13 protein-coding genes are annotated in these 16,821 nt (G+C 62.8%); 6 read left to right on the top strand and 7 right to left on the bottom strand.

Annotation, left to right across the window (positions count from 1 at the left end; all coding sequences use genetic code 11):
* The first annotated feature begins 14 nt into the window (after positions 1 to 14).
* Positions 15 to 909, top strand: a protein-coding gene (locus tag ACR0R4_RS02095; RefSeq protein WP_433645683.1) for an IS5 family transposase whose coding sequence is annotated in 2 segments (ribosomal slippage) — positions 15 to 373 and positions 372 to 909 — 897 coding nt in all. Because the reading frame shifts where the segments join, the coding sequence is not laid out codon by codon here.
* A gap of 233 nt (positions 910 to 1,142) precedes the next feature.
* Here the strand turns inward: ACR0R4_RS02095 and ACR0R4_RS02100 are convergent.
* The 5 genes from ACR0R4_RS02100 to ACR0R4_RS02120 all read right to left on the bottom strand — a co-directional run bounded on the left by ACR0R4_RS02100 (position 1,143) and on the right by ACR0R4_RS02120 (position 7,887).
* The gene (locus ACR0R4_RS02100; protein WP_433645684.1) at positions 1,143 to 2,054 is read right to left on the bottom strand and encodes a class C sortase; all 912 of its coding nucleotides are present in this window, start codon (positions 2,052 to 2,054) and stop codon (positions 1,143 to 1,145) included.
* Between the two features lie 93 nt (positions 2,055 to 2,147).
* Entirely contained in the window at positions 2,148 to 3,623 is a 1,476-nt protein-coding gene (locus ACR0R4_RS02105; RefSeq protein ID WP_433645685.1) for a SpaH/EbpB family LPXTG-anchored major pilin, read from the bottom strand.
* A 125-nt stretch (positions 3,624 to 3,748) separates the two neighbouring features.
* The gene (locus ACR0R4_RS02110) at positions 3,749 to 6,001 is read right to left on the bottom strand and encodes an MSCRAMM family protein (RefSeq protein WP_433645686.1); all 2,253 of its coding nucleotides are present in this window, start codon (positions 5,999 to 6,001) and stop codon (positions 3,749 to 3,751) included.
* Between the two features lie 679 nt (positions 6,002 to 6,680).
* The gene (locus ACR0R4_RS02115) at positions 6,681 to 7,517 is read right to left on the bottom strand and encodes a DUF3027 domain-containing protein (RefSeq protein ID WP_433645687.1); all 837 of its coding nucleotides are present in this window, start codon (positions 7,515 to 7,517) and stop codon (positions 6,681 to 6,683) included.
* Complete coding sequence (locus ACR0R4_RS02120) at positions 7,510 to 7,887, bottom strand: cold-shock protein (RefSeq protein ID WP_433645837.1); 378 nt, start codon at positions 7,885 to 7,887, stop codon at positions 7,510 to 7,512. The genes ACR0R4_RS02115 and ACR0R4_RS02120 overlap by 8 nt, the downstream gene beginning before the upstream one ends.
* A 156-nt stretch (positions 7,888 to 8,043) precedes the next feature.
* On the opposite strand from ACR0R4_RS02120, the gene ACR0R4_RS02125 reads away from it, so the two are divergent.
* The 5 genes from ACR0R4_RS02125 (at position 8,044) to ACR0R4_RS02145 (ending at position 13,981) form a co-directional block, all read left to right on the top strand.
* On the top strand, positions 8,044 to 8,304 hold the full coding sequence (locus ACR0R4_RS02125; protein ID WP_433645688.1) for a hypothetical protein: 261 nt from the start codon (positions 8,044 to 8,046) through the stop codon (positions 8,302 to 8,304).
* A gap of 15 nt (positions 8,305 to 8,319) precedes the next feature.
* Positions 8,320 to 9,966, top strand: coding sequence for a helicase-associated domain-containing protein (locus ACR0R4_RS02130; protein WP_433645689.1), 1,647 nt, complete (start codon positions 8,320 to 8,322; stop codon positions 9,964 to 9,966).
* A gap of 11 nt (positions 9,967 to 9,977) precedes the next feature.
* Complete coding sequence (locus ACR0R4_RS02135; protein WP_433645690.1) at positions 9,978 to 11,624, top strand: DNA repair helicase XPB; 1,647 nt, start codon at positions 9,978 to 9,980, stop codon at positions 11,622 to 11,624.
* A 62-nt stretch (positions 11,625 to 11,686) separates the two neighbouring features.
* Positions 11,687 to 12,388, top strand: coding sequence for a response regulator transcription factor (locus ACR0R4_RS02140; RefSeq protein ID WP_433645691.1), 702 nt, complete (start codon positions 11,687 to 11,689; stop codon positions 12,386 to 12,388).
* A gap of 6 nt (positions 12,389 to 12,394) precedes the next feature.
* Positions 12,395 to 13,981 carry a sensor histidine kinase gene (locus ACR0R4_RS02145; RefSeq protein WP_433645692.1) on the top strand — a complete coding sequence of 529 codons (1,587 nt, stop codon included), beginning with the start codon at positions 12,395 to 12,397 and terminating at the stop codon, positions 13,979 to 13,981.
* A 283-nt stretch (positions 13,982 to 14,264) separates the two neighbouring features.
* On the opposite strand, the gene groL is transcribed toward ACR0R4_RS02145, so the two are convergent.
* Positions 14,265 to 15,884, bottom strand: coding sequence for a chaperonin GroEL (groL, locus tag ACR0R4_RS02150; protein ID WP_433645693.1), 1,620 nt, complete (start codon positions 15,882 to 15,884; stop codon positions 14,265 to 14,267).
* Between the two features lie 167 nt (positions 15,885 to 16,051).
* Positions 16,052 to 16,696 (bottom strand): LytR C-terminal domain-containing protein, encoded by a 645-nt coding sequence (locus tag ACR0R4_RS02155; RefSeq protein ID WP_433645694.1) that lies wholly within the window; start codon positions 16,694 to 16,696, stop codon positions 16,052 to 16,054.
* Between the last annotated feature and the right edge of the window lie 125 nt (positions 16,697 to 16,821).

Consider the following 16,821-nt stretch of genomic DNA (forward strand, 5'->3'; position numbering starts at 1 on the left):
GGGAAACTTGACCCATGGCAGTACGTCAAGAGATCCCTGATGAAGTGTGGGCGGTGCTCGAGCCATTGATGCCGGTTCCTGATGGGCGTTCTCGCCCATGGTCGAATCACCGGCTCGCGGTCGAGGGCATGACATGGAAATACCGGACCGGTGCCCCCTGGCGGGACGTGCCAGAACGGTTCGGAAAGTGGAACACGATCTACAAACGCTTCACGAGGTGGGCCGAGGCTGGCACCTGGGAGCGGATGCTCGCTGAGGTGCAGAAGCAAGCTGATCGGCTCGGGGCGATTGACTGGGTCGTGTCGATTGATTCGACGATCGCGCGCGTGCATCAGCACGGTGCGACATTGCCGCGCGTAAAAAAGGGATCTGTCGAATTACAAGAATCCGCTCGCGGAGCCTGATGACCACGCGATCGGGCGATCGCGTGGAGGCCTCACGACAAAGGTGCACCTGGTCGCGGACGGGAAAGGCCGCCCGCTGGGGATGGTCGTGACCGCGGGGAACGTGAATGACACCACGATGTTCGCTGTAACGCTGGACGATATTCGGGTGCCACGAGAACGAGGACGCGCGCGTTCCCGCCCGGACCGTGTGCTCGCCGATAAGGGGTACCCCTCGCGGGCGAACCGGGCATGGCTGCGTGCGCGCGGAATCGCAGCAACAATTCCTGAGCGTGCCGATCAGATCAAGCACCGCAGCAAGCGGCCGGGCCGACCGATCGAGTTCGGTGAGGAACAGCAGCGACGCTATCGAGGGCGGAACGTGGTCGAGCGATGTTTCAACAGGTTGAAGCAGTGGCGCGGGATCGCGATGCGGTCTGACAAGCTCGCACGGAACTATCGTGCGAGTGTGGCGTTGGCATCGATCCTGATCTGGATCAACACAGAGTTAATCAACACGGCCTAGTAGGCCCGATACCTAAGCGGTCGTCGCATCGACGAACCGCACCAAGACAATAGACCGCCGGGTCCTGCTGCCCTGAGGCAGTCGGACCCGGCGGCGAGACGTGGTACTGGCGTTCGTTACGGGCTGACGGGCTATGGACTCCATCTGCGCGAACGGTGACGCGTCACCACGCTCTGGTGCGGGACGGTGGAAGTTATAGGGGGGACCTCCCACCGCCCCGGGCTTTGAAATCTCTACGTCGGCACGACCTCCTCGATGCGTCCCATGCGCCACACGTATGCAGAGAGGAGGAGTACTCCGCCTCCGAGGCCGACGGCCCACCAGGGAAAACCAGGCACGTCCGGATTTGCGCCGGCTCGTTCGACGTCGCCGATTGGTGTGGGGATAATTCGCTCCCCGGTGACGAGGATGCGATGGCTATTGATGCCTAACGGGGTGCAGGTCACGAGGGTCATGAGATCGTTGCCAAGCTGCGGCCTGAGCGCCTGGGATTCATCTGGCTGCACGACCTGGGTGGACACGACCCGATAGGTAAGCACCTCGCCGAACACTTCGACGGTGAACGAGTCTCCTACTTTGACCTGGTCGAGGTGGTTGAACATCTCGGCATTTGCGAGCCCGCGATGCGCAGTGAGCACCGAGTGCTGGGAGACCCCACCCACCGGCAGGGACGTGCCCTGCAGGTGCCCCACGCCCCGCTCAAGCGTTTCATCAGAGGTGCCGTGGAAGATGGGGAGATCCACATTGATGCTCGGAACCCGAAGGCGACCCATCGTGCCGTCAGCATCTGCCCTCAGGAGGCTCGCATATTCGAGGTCGCTATTCTCGGCCCCGTCGCTTGTCGGCAGGTTGGAGTTTGGCGCCACGAGCGCGCCGCCCACCAGCGCCTCGTTGTAGCTGCGGGCCCGCAGGATCTCAGATTCAAGCCTGGTCGGTGGCTCCTGCTCAAGCGAGGTACCGACAGAAGCGATGATCATGGATTGGTTGTACTGCGCGAACCAAGCAGCAACGCTCGGATACATGAATACCAGGAGCCCCAGCAGCGCGACGAGCGCCGTGAGAAATGCGAACCGTGGGAACCTCCATGAACGCACCATCGCAACGGAGGGTGCCGCGTGCGGCTCATGCGTTGCGACGATGCTCATGATGTCCCCCGATCAAATGAAGTGAAGTGAATGAAGTTGTGTGGTGGTGCGGTGGGGCGGGAAGCGCATTTCTCCCCGCCCCGTCAGCGGCGACTACTGCTTCGAGACGCTCTGCTTGCGCCGGGCAGTGGCGAGTGCCACTCCGCCTGCGGTGAGGAGCAGTGCGATTCCACCGATCATGAACGCGGCGGTTCCGGTCGAACCCGTAAGGGGCAGTCGCGGTGCGCTTTGCTGCGTGTTGTTGATGACCACTGGCACCACGGTGCTGGCTGCGCCTGCATTGACGGTGACCTCAGTCCACGCGGCATCACCGGTGGGAAGAACGTAACCCGCGGGAGCCTTGGTCTCCTGCAGCCAGTATGTCTTCGAGAGCGTGGCGTTATTTCCCACCCACAGGCCGTCAACGACGATTTCACCATTCACGTCGGTGATGAGCGTTCCCACTTCGTCAAGCACGGGGCCATCCTTCGACTCGTGCAGCGTGAATTCCGCGCCCTGCAACGTGTTGTTCGGTGCCACTGCAGCCTGCTTGATGACCTTCAGTGGACCCCAGTTGGTCTGCGGGTACCCGGTCTCGCGTATCGAGTCGTTGACGTTCACGATCGCCTGGTTCGGAATCAGACCACCCGTCTCGCCGTCCCCGAGGGAATCCACCGTGGTGGATGCCTCAACAGTGACATTGTCGGCACCGGCCAAGAGCGCCAAACCAGCCCCGGTGAGCGTAATGACCACGTTTCCGGTGACTTCGTAGTGCGTCTCAAATTCAAGCACCATGTCATCGATCTTCACCACGGCGCCGGTGAGCGTGAGCCGCGGATCCAGGGTGTCGGTGATGACGAACTTGTTGTAGGTACCCCCCATGCCGAGCTCAGGAATCGGTGCCGTGATGGTCCAGTCCACTGTGGAACCGAGAACCAGCGCATCGGGTTCCGCCACCGTCTTCTCGGGCGTTGTCGTGTTGAGCTTGTTTTTGGGGTAAACGTGCACGTCGTACAGCCACGTGCTGTCGCTGGCCTGCGGGTAAGGCACCGTGACCAGGAATGGCTGAATTGGGGTGACGATCTGGTTCGGGCCTGGGCTCGTCTCGGTCACGAGATACATGCCGTAGGGAAGGGTCGGGATGACCGCGATTCCGCCCGCGAGCGTCGTCGCTGTCGTTGCGGCAACCTTGCCGAAGTCGTCGAGTCCACCGAGCACTTTCGCGACCGTCGCATCTTGCGCAACGTCCCAACCTTCCGTGGTCGTCAGGTCGATCGGCGAGCCGTCGAAGGTGACTCGTTCAATACTGAACATCACACCCTCAAGTCCCGCCCCGAGAGCTTCGATCTTTGCCGGGTCGGTGATGACGGTGCCGTTGCCAGCCTCGCCCGGGTCACCCGCATGCTTGTGGATGGTGAGGGTGCCCGTGGTGCCAGTAATGTTCGAAATGCTGGGCCCGACGGGTACTGCCAGTTCTTCCTCCGCGGAGGCCGCGCTACTGAATGTGACGGTACCGATGAGCACGAGAGCTGTGGCTCCCAGTGCGGCGAGCGCTCGCTTCGCGAGCCGCCCCCGATTTCCTTGATCCATGATCTTTTCCTCTCGTCGGGCGGCAACTCTGCTCGTCCGGTTCATGAGATTGGTATTTGAGATTGTTGGTCGTGGCTCAGGGTGTGGATCCCGGCCGGCGACTCCCCCATGTCGCTCTGCTGTGGTCACATCACCTCCGGAATTCGGCGGAGACGGATCGCGTACGTTGCCGCGAGGATGAGGGCAAGTAGTGCGATTCCTGCGCCCGCGATATTGAAGATGTCGGAACCAAGCCCTCCAGTGAGCGGCAGTGCAACACCCGGCTGCTGCTCGTTCTCGAAGTCGCCCTTGTCGATGACCGTTCCTGCGTTCAGCGCATCAACCGTGAAGGTGAACTCCACGCCTCCGATGTACCCCGGGGGCGCCTTTGTTTCTGTGACTGTGTAGCTACCCCATTCGAGCTCTTCGAGCTCGAACTGGCCAGAAATCGGATCCACGTCGGGGCCGAGGCACGGTGCGGTCGTGCAGTCGACAATCGCAACTTCCGTGAGCGCGGGAGCTGGACCCACGATCTTCCACTCGGATCCGCCGAGCAAGTCGCCGTTCACCGCATCGACCTTCGACCACGAGACCGCGCCCGGGAGGGGGCTGTTCGTCGCGTCACCCAAGTCGACAGTGGTGCCGCCGTTGGACACATCAATAGTGAACTCGAAGTATCCGACTCCGGAGTAGCCGACAGGGGGCTTGAATTCCGTCAGGGTGTAATCTCCCCAGGGCAGATCCATGAGCTTGAACTGACCCGCGATGGGATCCTGGTCAAGGAAGGCACCGACCGCGCAGGGTGCGGAGGTGCAGTCAACCACTAATGTATCCGCGGGGACTTCAGGGCCCGTCAGCGTCCACTCAGATCCGCCGAGCAACGTTTCCGTGCCCTCTGCGATCTTCGACCAGGTGACATCAGCTGGTTTCGGGGTCTCGGTGTTAGTGAACGCACAGGACTGTTTGACTCCACCCTGTGTCACGTTGAGGCTCACTGATGCCTGATCGCCTGAGACCACAATTGAGCTCGTGAGGTCGACGGTATTGCAGATGACCTGGGTAAGCGTCCATCCCGGCTTGACCGTCTCGGAAAGTGTCACCATGGCAGTCTGCTCTTCGTCGGTGAACCGCATGATCCAATTGGCCAGGTGACTGTTTGAGAGGCTAGTCGTCTGCGAGGCAGTCCCGATCAACGAGCCTGGACTGAGTTCAGACTTCTCGCCGGTGAACGTCCAGTCGTCCACAAGAGTCGTGGTGGCTCCGGTCACTGAAACCGTTGTCTTACTCACTTCAATCGGCACGTCGCAGGTCGACGGGGGGTTAACCGTCACCGGCGCGACCCACGCCTGGATGTTCTTGTTGCCAGTCCATGACCGGATATATCCCGTGGAACCTAGTGTTGACGGGCAACCCTGTTGGCCCACGAATTCTGGGGTGAGCGTAAGGCTCAGCACCATCGTGAATCCGCCATCAGGCGAGGAAAGGACGTTTGCAACAGGAACGCAGGTACCGGGATACGTCGCCGCAGAAGTGTATGTGCATCGCTGCGTCGTGTAGTTCTGTGCGTTGCTGTTCTCGATGATGATCACCATCCCGCCCTGCGAACGATCCGGTTGCGGAACGAGCGTGGTTCCAGATGCAGCACCCCATCGTTCTGGTGCCACCGTGTATTCAATCGACCACCCCTTGGCGCCGGTGGCGCTGGGCCGGGTCCATGTCGCGCCCAAGATCCAGTTCACTCCCGACTGTGTGAACGACGAGGTGAAGGAGTTGATCTCGGTCGCTTCTGCCGGGCTTCCCGCGGAGTACCAGGTCACGGGGTCACTGCTGTCAAAGCTGGGCTGGTAGGCGCCCTTGGGGTCTGCACCGGGAGGTGCTGCCATGACAATCATTTCCGGTTCCGCACTCGGGGCGGCGGTCTTCAGCTCCGCGGGTGGTGGATTCGGCAGCTGCAGGGTCGACATTGGTGGGTCTGCAGCACTGTCGAGCACGAGCCATTCCACGCCTTCGGTAGTGAAGCCGTCTGGGGCATCAATCGGGCGCACTCGATACGACTCACCAGTGACCAGGTCGTGAGTGGCTACCGGGTTTGCATCGGGGGCGACTTGCTCGAGCATGAATTGGCCGGCGACCGGGTCGAGATCGAGCCCTGAGTATCCACCCTGCCCGACGTTGTCGACAACCGTTGCGACGACGCCCTCCTGCCATTGGCTGTCGACACCGTCATCCGCAATCCCGTTGTTGCGTGGACCCTGAACCTCAAGAGTGGTGTTTCCAACCAGCCCGTCCGCCCCATCGGTAACTCTCCACCGAAGGAAACTTGGCTCAGTAGCGGGAACAACGACATCAGGGAGCGGATCCTCAGCCGGCGGCTCCCCAAGATCCGACTGCTCCGGCACAGATGCACTAGGAGTCGCAGAATCAGTGGGCGAAACGGACTCAACGGGAAGAGCCGGTTCTGGAACTGGTTCCACTGGGGGTAATGGCTCAGGGGGCGGCGCAGGTACTTCCGGCGCAGGTACTTCCGGCGCAGGCTCGGGCGCTGGTTCGGGCGTCGGTTCGGGCGTCGGTTCGACCGGCGCGGCCGGAACCGCCGAAGGATCTGCTGGCACCTCCTCCGCAAGAGCCGGGGATGCCCCCAACATGAGAAATGCACTCACGCTGAAGATAGCGATCAGCTTGCGAGTGCGATCCTTGACGATACTCTGTCTGTACACCTTGTGCCCCCATGGCCCGGGTGCAACTGCGAAGCGAAGAGCCAAAACTCTCGGTCGCGAGACGAGCATTCACTCGCCAGTGACCAATTTGTTTTAGTACGCCCCCTGCCGCAACTGCCGCCGCGTTGATTGGGAGTCTGAACCTCGACACCTTCATCGACGCCGTAACCCCCGAATTCCCCCACAGGTTAGGAAGGGTCAGGGAGTCAGGACATCGGTGCAAATTACGTATCTTCTTGCACGTCCTGCAGAAGTGGATCGAGTGCATCAATTTGACGAACACGCACGACGCAAGGGTCGGGAAATGAACGAAGCCCAACTCCCCTCGAGGGGAGTTGGGCTTCGTTCTGATCAGATACGGCTACTCGTCTTCCGATTCTTCATCGTCTGAGCTATCGTCAGAGTCTTCGTTTTCATCGCCGGATTCATCGTCATCGTCGTCAGACGCATCGTCTTCGTCTGATTCATCATCATCGTCGGACTCATCGTCTTCTTCGTCGATGTCGACGCCGTCAATCTCGTCGTCGAAGTCACTGAAATCGTTCTCCAGCAGGTCATCTTCGGGATCGATCTCATCCTCATCGGCGAGTTCGGCCGCTGCTTCTTCGGCGGCAGTGGCCTCGTCGACGGCTTGGCGGGATTGCGTTTCCCGAAACTGAGCCAGACGCTGTGACCAAGGCACCCATTCCGGCGCAATCACCGCACCAGCTCCGGGAAGCAGCTCAACCTCGAGCACGTTAATGTCAGATTCCTCATCGACTCGCGCCAGAGTCGCCGCCCAACGCCATCCCGGGTAGCCGGCCAATCGGCATTCGAAGTAGAGCGTGAGCACGTGCGCTTCGTGAGCCTCGTGTCCGTCTTCAGCTCCAATGGTCTGCGGGGCGGTGATCTCGGCGAGCGCAGCTCGCGCCTGTTCACGCGCGGCGAGCAACACCGGATCAGGCTCAATTTGTGCGGCGGGCTCGGGATCCACCATCGCTCCGATAGGTACAGAGTCAGCCGCAACTTCGGCCGCGGCCTCGATCTCCGTCACAGCCTCAGCCTCAACCGGTGAATCGACCCCGTCCGTAGGAATTACGTACGCGGAATCCGCCTCGTTCGGCGCAGCATCGTCGACCCCAACCGTCTCGCTCAGCGCTCCGGCTTCGCGGGCTTCGACGGCCTCGCGAGCGTCGACGGCCTCGTTCGTCTCAGACATCGAAGTCGTCCGCAACCCGACGCAGCATGGTCGCAACCTGGCGCGCCTGCTGCCGCTCCGGGTATTGCCCGTGCTTCAACCGCTCGCCCAGCCCGTCGAGCAGCTTCACCAGGTCTTCGATGATAATCGCCATCTCGTCGGCCGACTTGCGGTTGCGGCGCGCCAGTTTTGGCGTGTCGATGACCCGCACCGAAAGCGCCTGTGGGCCACGTCGACCCTCGGCAACGCTGAACTCGACACGCGTTCCCGCGACAACCTCGTGATCTGCGGGCAGCACAGAGTTGTGCAGGTATACCTGCTGTCCGTCGTCACCCTGAATGAAGCCGAAGCCCTTTTCCTCGTCGTAGAACCTGACCTTGCCGTTCGGCATGACCCGCCCTTTCACTTTTAGCGCCTGGCCGCGTCTCTCGCGGGCGCGCTCACGCACAGTTTCGGGGCACTGGCCCCGATTCAATCCCCCCAGTCTACCTGCCCACACTCGGTGCCCGCCGGTCGCGGCGAGAACCCTCGCGGTAGAATACGAAGGATGTCTACAGACTCCAGCAAGTTTCCCGTCTTTGAGCGACTGCTCGCCTATTCCTCGCTCACGATTATCGCGGTCGCCGTGGCGGCATATCTCACCACGCTCGTGGTCGCCATGGTTGCCGGACGCGATGCGCTCGCCGCGAGCATGTGGCCGGTGGTGGTGTGGATCTCTTACGTAGGGCTGCCCATCGGGTTCGTTCTCCTCATGATTCTATTGGTGCTCAATTTCAGTCGCCGAGGCTCGCGCCGGGGCGAGAAGTAGCGGGACGGTACATTCATGAGTGGCACACTCGCACTGGCAGCATCAATTGCGCAGCTCAGTCGCGCCGAGGTGCGCGGTCTGCTCGACATACGCCGCGTGCAGACACCCGGCTCCGTGCACGACCCACTCGGCTTAGCTATCGAGCTGCTGCGCCCCGAATCGGTGTCGCGGGCTATTGCCACAGTGGATCGCGATGGCCTCCTCGCACTGCAGACCCTCGCTGCAGTTGGTGAGTCCGGGGTGGATCCCGCGGCGCTCGCAACCCTGCGCATGCAGGGGCTTGTCGGTCGCGACGAACACACGGGCGCGACCATCCACGTGCCTGAAATCACCGAGGCATTGGAGCGCGCGCTCGGCAACGATGTCCTCTCGACTTCTGACAGGGTCGCGCCACACCACCCGGCAGACACGTCTCGCTGGTTCGGCGACGCCTTGACATCCGTGCGGCGTGCCGCGGCGTTGCTCCGCGTGCTTGCGGCTCAGCCGCCTCGCCTCAGCCGCAAGGGGACGGTCACGGCCACCGCAGTGCGGGGCCTCGCAGAGAGCACCCACGGCGACGCGGCGAGCACCGGGCACTTGCTCTCGGTGCTGCAGCTCGCCGGCCTCGCCGAACCCATGGCAGCCGGTCGCCCGGGTGGCTCCACTGTGGTGCTCGTCACGTCAGAGCGTGCCGCCGATTGGCTGGGGCAGCCCTACCCCGAACGGTGGCTCGATCTCGCATGGGCGTTCACGCAGAAGCTAGATCCTCAGGTTCGACGAGCGCTTGATTTGGCCTCAGGCGACCTGGAACTCGCGGCCGGGGCACTGCTTGCTTATGAGTATCCACTGCTTCCCGCAACCGCTCGCGACGCGGCCGCCGACTACGCCGCCACCGCCGAGGTGCTCGGGCTCACCGCGCACGGCCAACTCTCCCCGGCTGCACTGTTTCTCTTTGCCGGCGATCGAGCTTCCGCGCTTGAGATCGCCACCCGCGACTTGCCAGAGCCCGTCACCGGGGTCTACGTACAGCCCGATCTCTCGGTCGTGGTTCCCGGGCCACTCATGCCCGCCGACGAGCAGGCGCTCGCCGAGATTGCCGAGACCGAGCAACTCGGCACTGCGGCCGTCATGCGCTTGACCTTGGCCTCGCTGACCCGGGCGCTGCAGCACGGGTATAGCACCGAGTCGATTCGCACGTTCCTTGCCCGGGTGTCGCTCACGGGCATCCCGCAGCCGCTTGATTTCATCCTCACCGACCTGAATCGCGCGAGGTGGCCGGCAGATGCGCACGCCCGGCCGGGCGACGCATGGGTCTCCGATGGACGAGCTCGCGCGACCGCCGCTCGCGATGCCGCGGCGGCCAACCCGCGAAGGGTCACGTCGGCCCCCACCTTTGAGACCACGCGCGATGTGGCGGCCGACCTCGATGCGCTCGCAGACCGGGTGTTTGAGGCCACGCAGGCCGCGTCGGGGGCGGGCGATCTGAGCCGCAAGCTTGAGCTCGCGATCCGCGATAAGAGCCCCGTGCAGGTCACCGCAGCCGCGGGAAGCGACGAGCGCACGTTCACCCTGCTACCTGTTGCCCTCACCGGTGGTCGCCTGCGCGCGACGGATCAGGTGGCGGGCGTCGAGCGTACCTTGCCGCTGTCTGCGATCGTCGCAGTCGCGCCAGTACCCGCGTAAACTGGTCTGTTATGACTCTTGGCCCCCTGATCGTTCAGAGCGATCACACCGTCCTTCTCGAGGTGGCACATCCCGATGCCGAGGACGCGCGCCACGAGCTCGCGGTGTTCGCGGAGCTTGAACGCGCGCCCGAACACATCCACACCTACCGAGTGACGCGGCTCGGCCTCTGGAACGCACGAGCCGCGGGCCACACCGCCGAAGAAATCGTCGCGACCCTCGATCGGTATGCGAAGTTTCCGGTACCGACTTCCGTGTCTGGCGAAATCGCAGACACCATGCGCCGCTACGGTCGCCTCACGATTGAACGTCTCGACCCGGCAGACGCAAACAGCGAACTCGTAGTGCGCAGCGACGAACCGGCCATTCTGCGCGAAATTGCGAGCGCCAAGAAGATCGCACCACTCCTCGGCAACAAGATCGACGAGCGCACGTATCCCGTCGCCGCATGGGCGCGCGGCCAGCTCAAGCAAGAACTGGTAGCGCGCGGGTGGCCTGCTGAAGACCTAGCCGGCTACACCCCCGGCGAACCGCACAGCATCGAGTTGGTGCAAGATGGCTGGCACATGCGCGACTACCAGCAGAAGGCGGTCGACGCGTTTTCATTGGGCGGATCGGGTGTCGTGGTGCTGCCCTGCGGCGCGGGGAAGACCATCGTGGGTGCGGGCGCAATGGCCGCCGTGGGCGCCAAGACGCTCATTCTCGTCACCAATGCGGTTTCGGCGCGGCAGTGGCGAGACGAATTGCTCAGGCGCACGAGCCTCACCGAAGATGAAATTGGCGAGTACTCGGGCCAGGTGAAGGAGGTACGCGCGGTCACCATTGCGACCTACCAGATCCTCACCGCCAAACGCCGTGGCGAGTACGCGCACCTGTCCCTCCTCAACGCACACGACTGGGGTCTCATCGTCTACGACGAGGTGCACCTGCTGCCGGCACCCGTGTTTAAGCTCACCGCAGAGCTCCAGGCCCGCCGTCGTATCGGCCTCACCGCGACGCTCGTGCGCGAGGATGGCCGTGAGGGCGACGTGTTCAGCCTCATCGGCCCGAAGCGCTACGACGCCGCATGGAAAGACATCGAGGCGCAGGGCTTCATCGCCCCGGCCGAGTGCTTCGAGGTGCGCGTCGAGCTTGCCGAGAGCGAGCGCTTTGACTATTCCATCGCCGAGGATCAGGATCGTTACCGCATCGCCTCCAGCGCCTCAGTGAAGGAGACGATTGCGCGCCGCATCATCGAGCGTCACGCGGGCGAAAGCGTGCTCGTCATCGGTCAGTACATCGATCAGCTCGAATCGATGGCGGAGTCGCTCGGCTGCCCACTCATTACCGGCCAGACACCGGTCGACGAGCGCGAACGCCTGTTCAACGAGTTTCGTGAGGGTCGCGAGCGACTGCTTGTCGTCTCAAAGGTCGCCAACTTCTCAGTGGATCTTCCCGATGCCTCTGTGGCGATTCAAATCTCGGGCTCGTTCGGGTCGCGGCAAGAGGAGGCACAACGTCTGGGTCGACTCCTCCGCCCGAAGCCCAACGGGGCATCTGCGTCGTTCTACACGCTCGTCACCCGCGACACGGTCGACCAGGATTTTGCGCAGAATCGGCAGCGCTTCCTGGCCGAGCAGGGATACGCCTACACGATCATGAACGCTGACGAGCTTTAGTCTCGCGATCCACTGGGAAGATTTTTCAGCGGAAGCATAGCGAACTGTCAGATACTGGGGTTATGACTACTCAGCCAAAGGGTCCCAGGATTCTGATCGTTGACGACGAACCGAACATTCGCGAGTTGCTTAGCACGAGCTTGCGCTTCGCGGGATTCGGGGTGCGTTCAGTGGGGAATGGGGCACAGACCATTTCTGCGGTGCTTGAGGAAGAGCCCGACCTCATCATTCTTGACGTGATGCTGCCCGACATGAACGGCTTCAGCGTGACCAAACGGCTGCGCTCGGCGGGCTACACGGCTCCGATCCTCTTCCTCACGGCAAAAGATGACGTGGAAGATAAGGTGCAGGGGCTCACCGTAGGCGGCGACGACTACGTAACGAAGCCGTTCAGCCTCGACGAGATCATCGCGCGCATTAAGGCCATCCTCCGCCGCACAATTCAAGAGGACGAAGAAGCGGTGCTCGAGACCGGACCCATCGTGCTCGATCAAGACACGCACGAGGTAAATGTGGGCGGTACGCCCGTCGAGCTCAGCCCGACGGAGTTCAAGCTGCTGCGCTACCTGATGCAGAACGCGAACCGGGTTCTCTCAAAGGCCCAGATTCTCGATCACGTTTGGGAGTACGACTTCAATGGCGATGCCGGAATCGTTGAGTCGTACATCTCCTACCTGCGTCGGAAGCTTGATCCGCTCACCGAAGAGTCATTGATTCAGACCAAGCGCGGCTTCGGATACATGCTGAAGACCGACGCCAAGTAGGGCGTCGTGGGGCAGCAAGCGGGGCCCGCTGGTTCTGCCGATGCGTCTGCACGCACCGGCGCGATAGCGACCGGGAGGGTGCCTTCGCATACTGGACCGATCGGCACACCTGATGCCCCTGATCCGCAGCGATCGCTCGCGCAGCGCTGGGCCGATGTTTCACTGCGCACGAAGATCACTGGTGTGACGGTGTTCATCCTGTCGCTCGGTTTGATCGTGGCCGGTATTGGCACGCAGTCATTCCTACGGCCACAACTCATCAACGTGCAAGATGCCGAGTTGCGGCAGATTCGGGCAGACCCCACCGAGATACTTGCCCCCGGTGCAGACACGAGTTCGCTGACGAGTTACGACGTACGGAACGCGAGCAACCGGTATTACGTTGCTGTGCTCGATGCAAATGGCAAGCTGCTGCACGATAACGAGCAGGGCGACGACAATCGCACCGTGCCCGAACTACCTCCCCTCACTCCCGAGTGGGCGCAGGGAACGGGCGACGGGGTGTTCACGCTGACCAGCGAGGACGGCATCGAGTGGCGCACTGTCGCCATTCCCATCATGTCCAGCGAGGGAGTGCCGGGGGGCATCCTGCTCATCTCCTCGTCGACGTCAAATGCAAACCAGGTAATGGCACGATTTACCGTGGTCTTCACTGGGTTCAGCTTGGCGGTGCTCCTCCTGGGGGCTGCACTCACGCGTATCCTCGTCACCACCACGTTTGCTCCGCTCGCCGAGGTGGAGCGCACCGCGCTCGAGATCTCGCGCGGTAACTTCTCCAAACGCATCATGGTCGCGAGCCCACACACCGAGGTGGGCCACCTGGGCCAGTCGCTGAATGTGATGCTCGATCACATCGACAATTCCTTCTCCGAACGAGCGCGCACCATCGAACAGATGCGGCGCTTCATCGGCGATGCTGGCCACGAGTTGCGCACGCCACTGGTGTCGGTGCGCGGCTACGCCGAGCTGTATCGCATGGGTGCCCTGCAAGACGAGGCGCAGGTGGGGCAGGCCATGGAGCGGATCGAGAAGGAAGCGATCCGCATGACCTCGCTCGTGGAGGATCTCCTAGCTCTCGCACGACTTGATGAGCGGCGCCCGCTGAAGCTCACGCCGCTCCCGCTTAATCAGCTCGCTGCCGACGCTGCCCTCGATACTCGGGCACAGGCACCAGACCGGGAGGTGACGGTGCTGGGAGACCCGAGCGAGCCGGTGGTGACAGGCGATGAGCACAAGGTGCGTCAGGTCATGACGAACCTTATCGGCAACGCATTGCGCTACAGCCCCGAGGGGAGTCCGCTCGAGATTTCCGTTCGCGCCGATGCCGAGCGGGGCGTTGGACTCTTCGAAGTTATCGACCACGGCGAGGGAATCCCTGAGCAGTTCCGCTCAAAGATCTTCGATCGGTTCTGGCGAGCAGACAACTCCCGAAATCGGGAAACCGGTGGGACGGGGCTGGGGCTGTCGATCGTGCAATCCATCATTGCAGCACACGGTGGCACGGTGAGCTCCCACGAGACACCCGGGGGCGGGGCAACCTTCAGGGTCGAACTGCCCCTTGAAGAGGTCGCGTACTCGGGATCGCGCGCGTAGCGCGCAGATCACCCTCCCCCGCTTCGGCCCCTCGCCCCGCTCACGGGATGCGCCCCTCGCCCCGCTCACGGAATGCGCCCCTCCCCCGCTCACGGGATGGGCCCCTCGCAGTCGGGCGCGAGTGGTTGCTTGCATGCGCGGGAACCAACCACTTGCGCCCTACGTCGGAGGGCATGCACAAAAAAAACCGGGGCCGCACCTTTCGGTGCGACCCCGGTCTCTGTTCAAGTTGAGCTGACGCTAATCCCAGGGATCAGGCAACTCCCACTCGGAGTGCTCGGACTTAGAAGTCCATGCCGCCGCTCGGGTCACCCATGGGTGCAGCCGCGGGCTCGGGCTTGTCAGCGACAACAACCTCGGTGGTGAGGAAGAGGCCTGCGATCGACGCTGCGTTCTGCAGAGCCGAGCGGGTCACCTTAGCCGGGTCGAGGATGCCCTGAGCAATCAGGTCACCGTACTCACCGGTCGCGGCGTTCAGGCCGTGGCCATTCGGCAGGCTGGATACGCGATCCACAACAACACCCGGCTCGAGGCCAGCGTTGAGCGCAATCTGACGCAGCGGTGCCTCGATGGCGACCTCGACGATACGTGCACCCACAGCCTCGTCACCCGCCAGGCTGAGCGACCCGAAGGCGACCTTGCCGGCCTGGATCAGCGCGACACCGCCGCCGGGCAGAACGCCCTCTTCGACTGCAGCCTTGGCGTTACGCACGGCATCTTCGATGCGGTGCTTGCGCTCCTTGAGCTCAACCTCGGTGGCCGCGCCAGCCTTGATGACTGCCACGCCGCCGGCAAGCTTCGCGAGGCGCTCCTGCAGCTTCTCGCGATCGTAGTCGCTGTCGGTGTTCTCGATCTCGCGGCGGATCTGGGTCACGCGACCGGCGATCTGCTCTTCGTCGCCGCCACCCTGCACGATGGTGGTCTCGTCCTTGGTGATGATGACCTTGCGAGCGGTGCCGAGCATGTCGAGGGTGGCGTTCTCGAGCTTGAGACCGACCTCCTCGGAGATGACGGTCGCGCCGGTGAGGATCGCGATGTCCTGAAGCATGGCCTTGCGGCGATCGCCGAAGCCGGGAGCCTTGACGGCGACCGACTTGAAGATGCCACGGATCTTGTTCAGCACGAGGGTCGCAAGGGCTTCACCCTCGACGTCCTCAGCGATGATGAGCAGCTGCTTGCCCGACTGGATTACGGGGTCAACGACCGGGAGGAGATCCTTGATGCTCGAGACCTTGCTGTTGACGAGGAGGATGTAGGGATCCTCGAACACAGCTTCCTGACGATCGGCGTCGGTGACGAAGTATGCCGACAGGTAGCCCTTGTCGAAGCGCATGCCCTCGGTGAGCTCGAGCTCGGTGCCGAACGTGTTCGACTCCTCGACGGTGACAACGCCTTCCTTGCCCACCTTGTCGATGGCCTCGGCGATGAGCTTGCCGATCTGCTCATCTGCAGCAGAGATGGATGCGGTCGCCGCGATCTCGTCGGTGGTCTCGATCTCCTTGGCGTTCGCGAGGAGCTGCGAGATCACAGCGTTCACTGCCTTCTCGATGCCCTTCTTGATCGCGATCGGGTCGCTGCCAGCGGCAACGTTGCGCAGGCCCTCGCGCACGAGCGCCTGAGCAAGCACGGTTGCGGTGGTGGTGCCATCACCCGCGACGTCGTCGGTCTTCTTAGCGACCTCCTTGACGAGCTCAGCACCGATCTTCTCGAACGGATCGTCGAGCTCGATCTCCTTCGCGATCGACACACCGTCGTTAGTGATTGTGGGTGCGCCCCACTTCTTCTCGAGAACGACGTTGCGGCCGCGCGGGCCGAGCGTCACCTTGACGGCATCAGCGAGGATATTGAGTCCGCGCTCAAGTCCGCGTCGTGCTTCCTCGTCAAACGCAATAATCTTTGCCATGTGTTCATCCCTCCAGGGAGTCTTCCGGTGGCGCGCCCAAACGGATGCGCCGAAGCATGAGTTCTTAGCACTCAGGTGAACCGACTGCTAAGTCAATCTTGGCACTCACGCACCGAGAGTGCAAGCGGCGACGCACGCTACGGGCGAACACCCAAAACTCCGCGGCGCTACTCCGCAGGAAGCTCGGATCCCTCGCCCGAACTCTCAAGTCGCGCGGTGATGTTCTCGGCCTGATCGAAGCCAGGCCCCGCGTAATCCGCTCCCAGAAGCACCACAAGCCTGACACCATACTCCGCGTAGTTCGGGCTTTGATAGTACGAGACCCCACCGAGTTCTTTGGCGAGACCGGCCGCTGCCCCCTCGTCTTCCGGTGCGCTGTAGAACACCGCAGATATCTGCACGTCTCGCGAGGCCGCATACTCGACGAATGCGATCTTGCCCCAGGCATTCTCGGTAATGACCTCTTCCAGGCCCGCCTGCAGGTTCGGCGTCTCGGTGCCGTTCAGAATCGCAACCGTGGCCTCGGGGTCAAGTACTCCCTCGATCTGTGCGGGAGCCGCGCCCGGCTCCGCCTGATCACTCGTGAAGGTGCCGACGTTCGTGCCAAAGACCTGCACGGCCACGATTCCGGCGGCGCTCAGCACCACGACACCAATGACGACCGCCACGAGATAGAACCAGAACCTGTGCGGCCTCGCGGCGATGCGGTGGGCCCCCACGCGGCGGCTTTTCGGTAGCCGGTCAAAGCGATCTTCCGGGAGAGTCTGCCGCGACTGACGCGGTGCCTCGACGTCACCGTGATGTGGCGCCACTCGCCCTCCCCTATCGCACTGAACCAAACACCTATCCACAGTGGATCCGCAGACAGAACCACCCCAGACTACACTCGCGAGCCTGACAGCACCCCCAGTCGCTGCGCCGGCCCGGAGGGCCGCGA

The sequence above is a fragment of the Leucobacter fengyongliangi genome (assembly GCF_050971685.1).
In the GTDB taxonomy this organism is placed as follows: domain Bacteria; phylum Actinomycetota; class Actinomycetes; order Actinomycetales; family Microbacteriaceae; genus Leucobacter.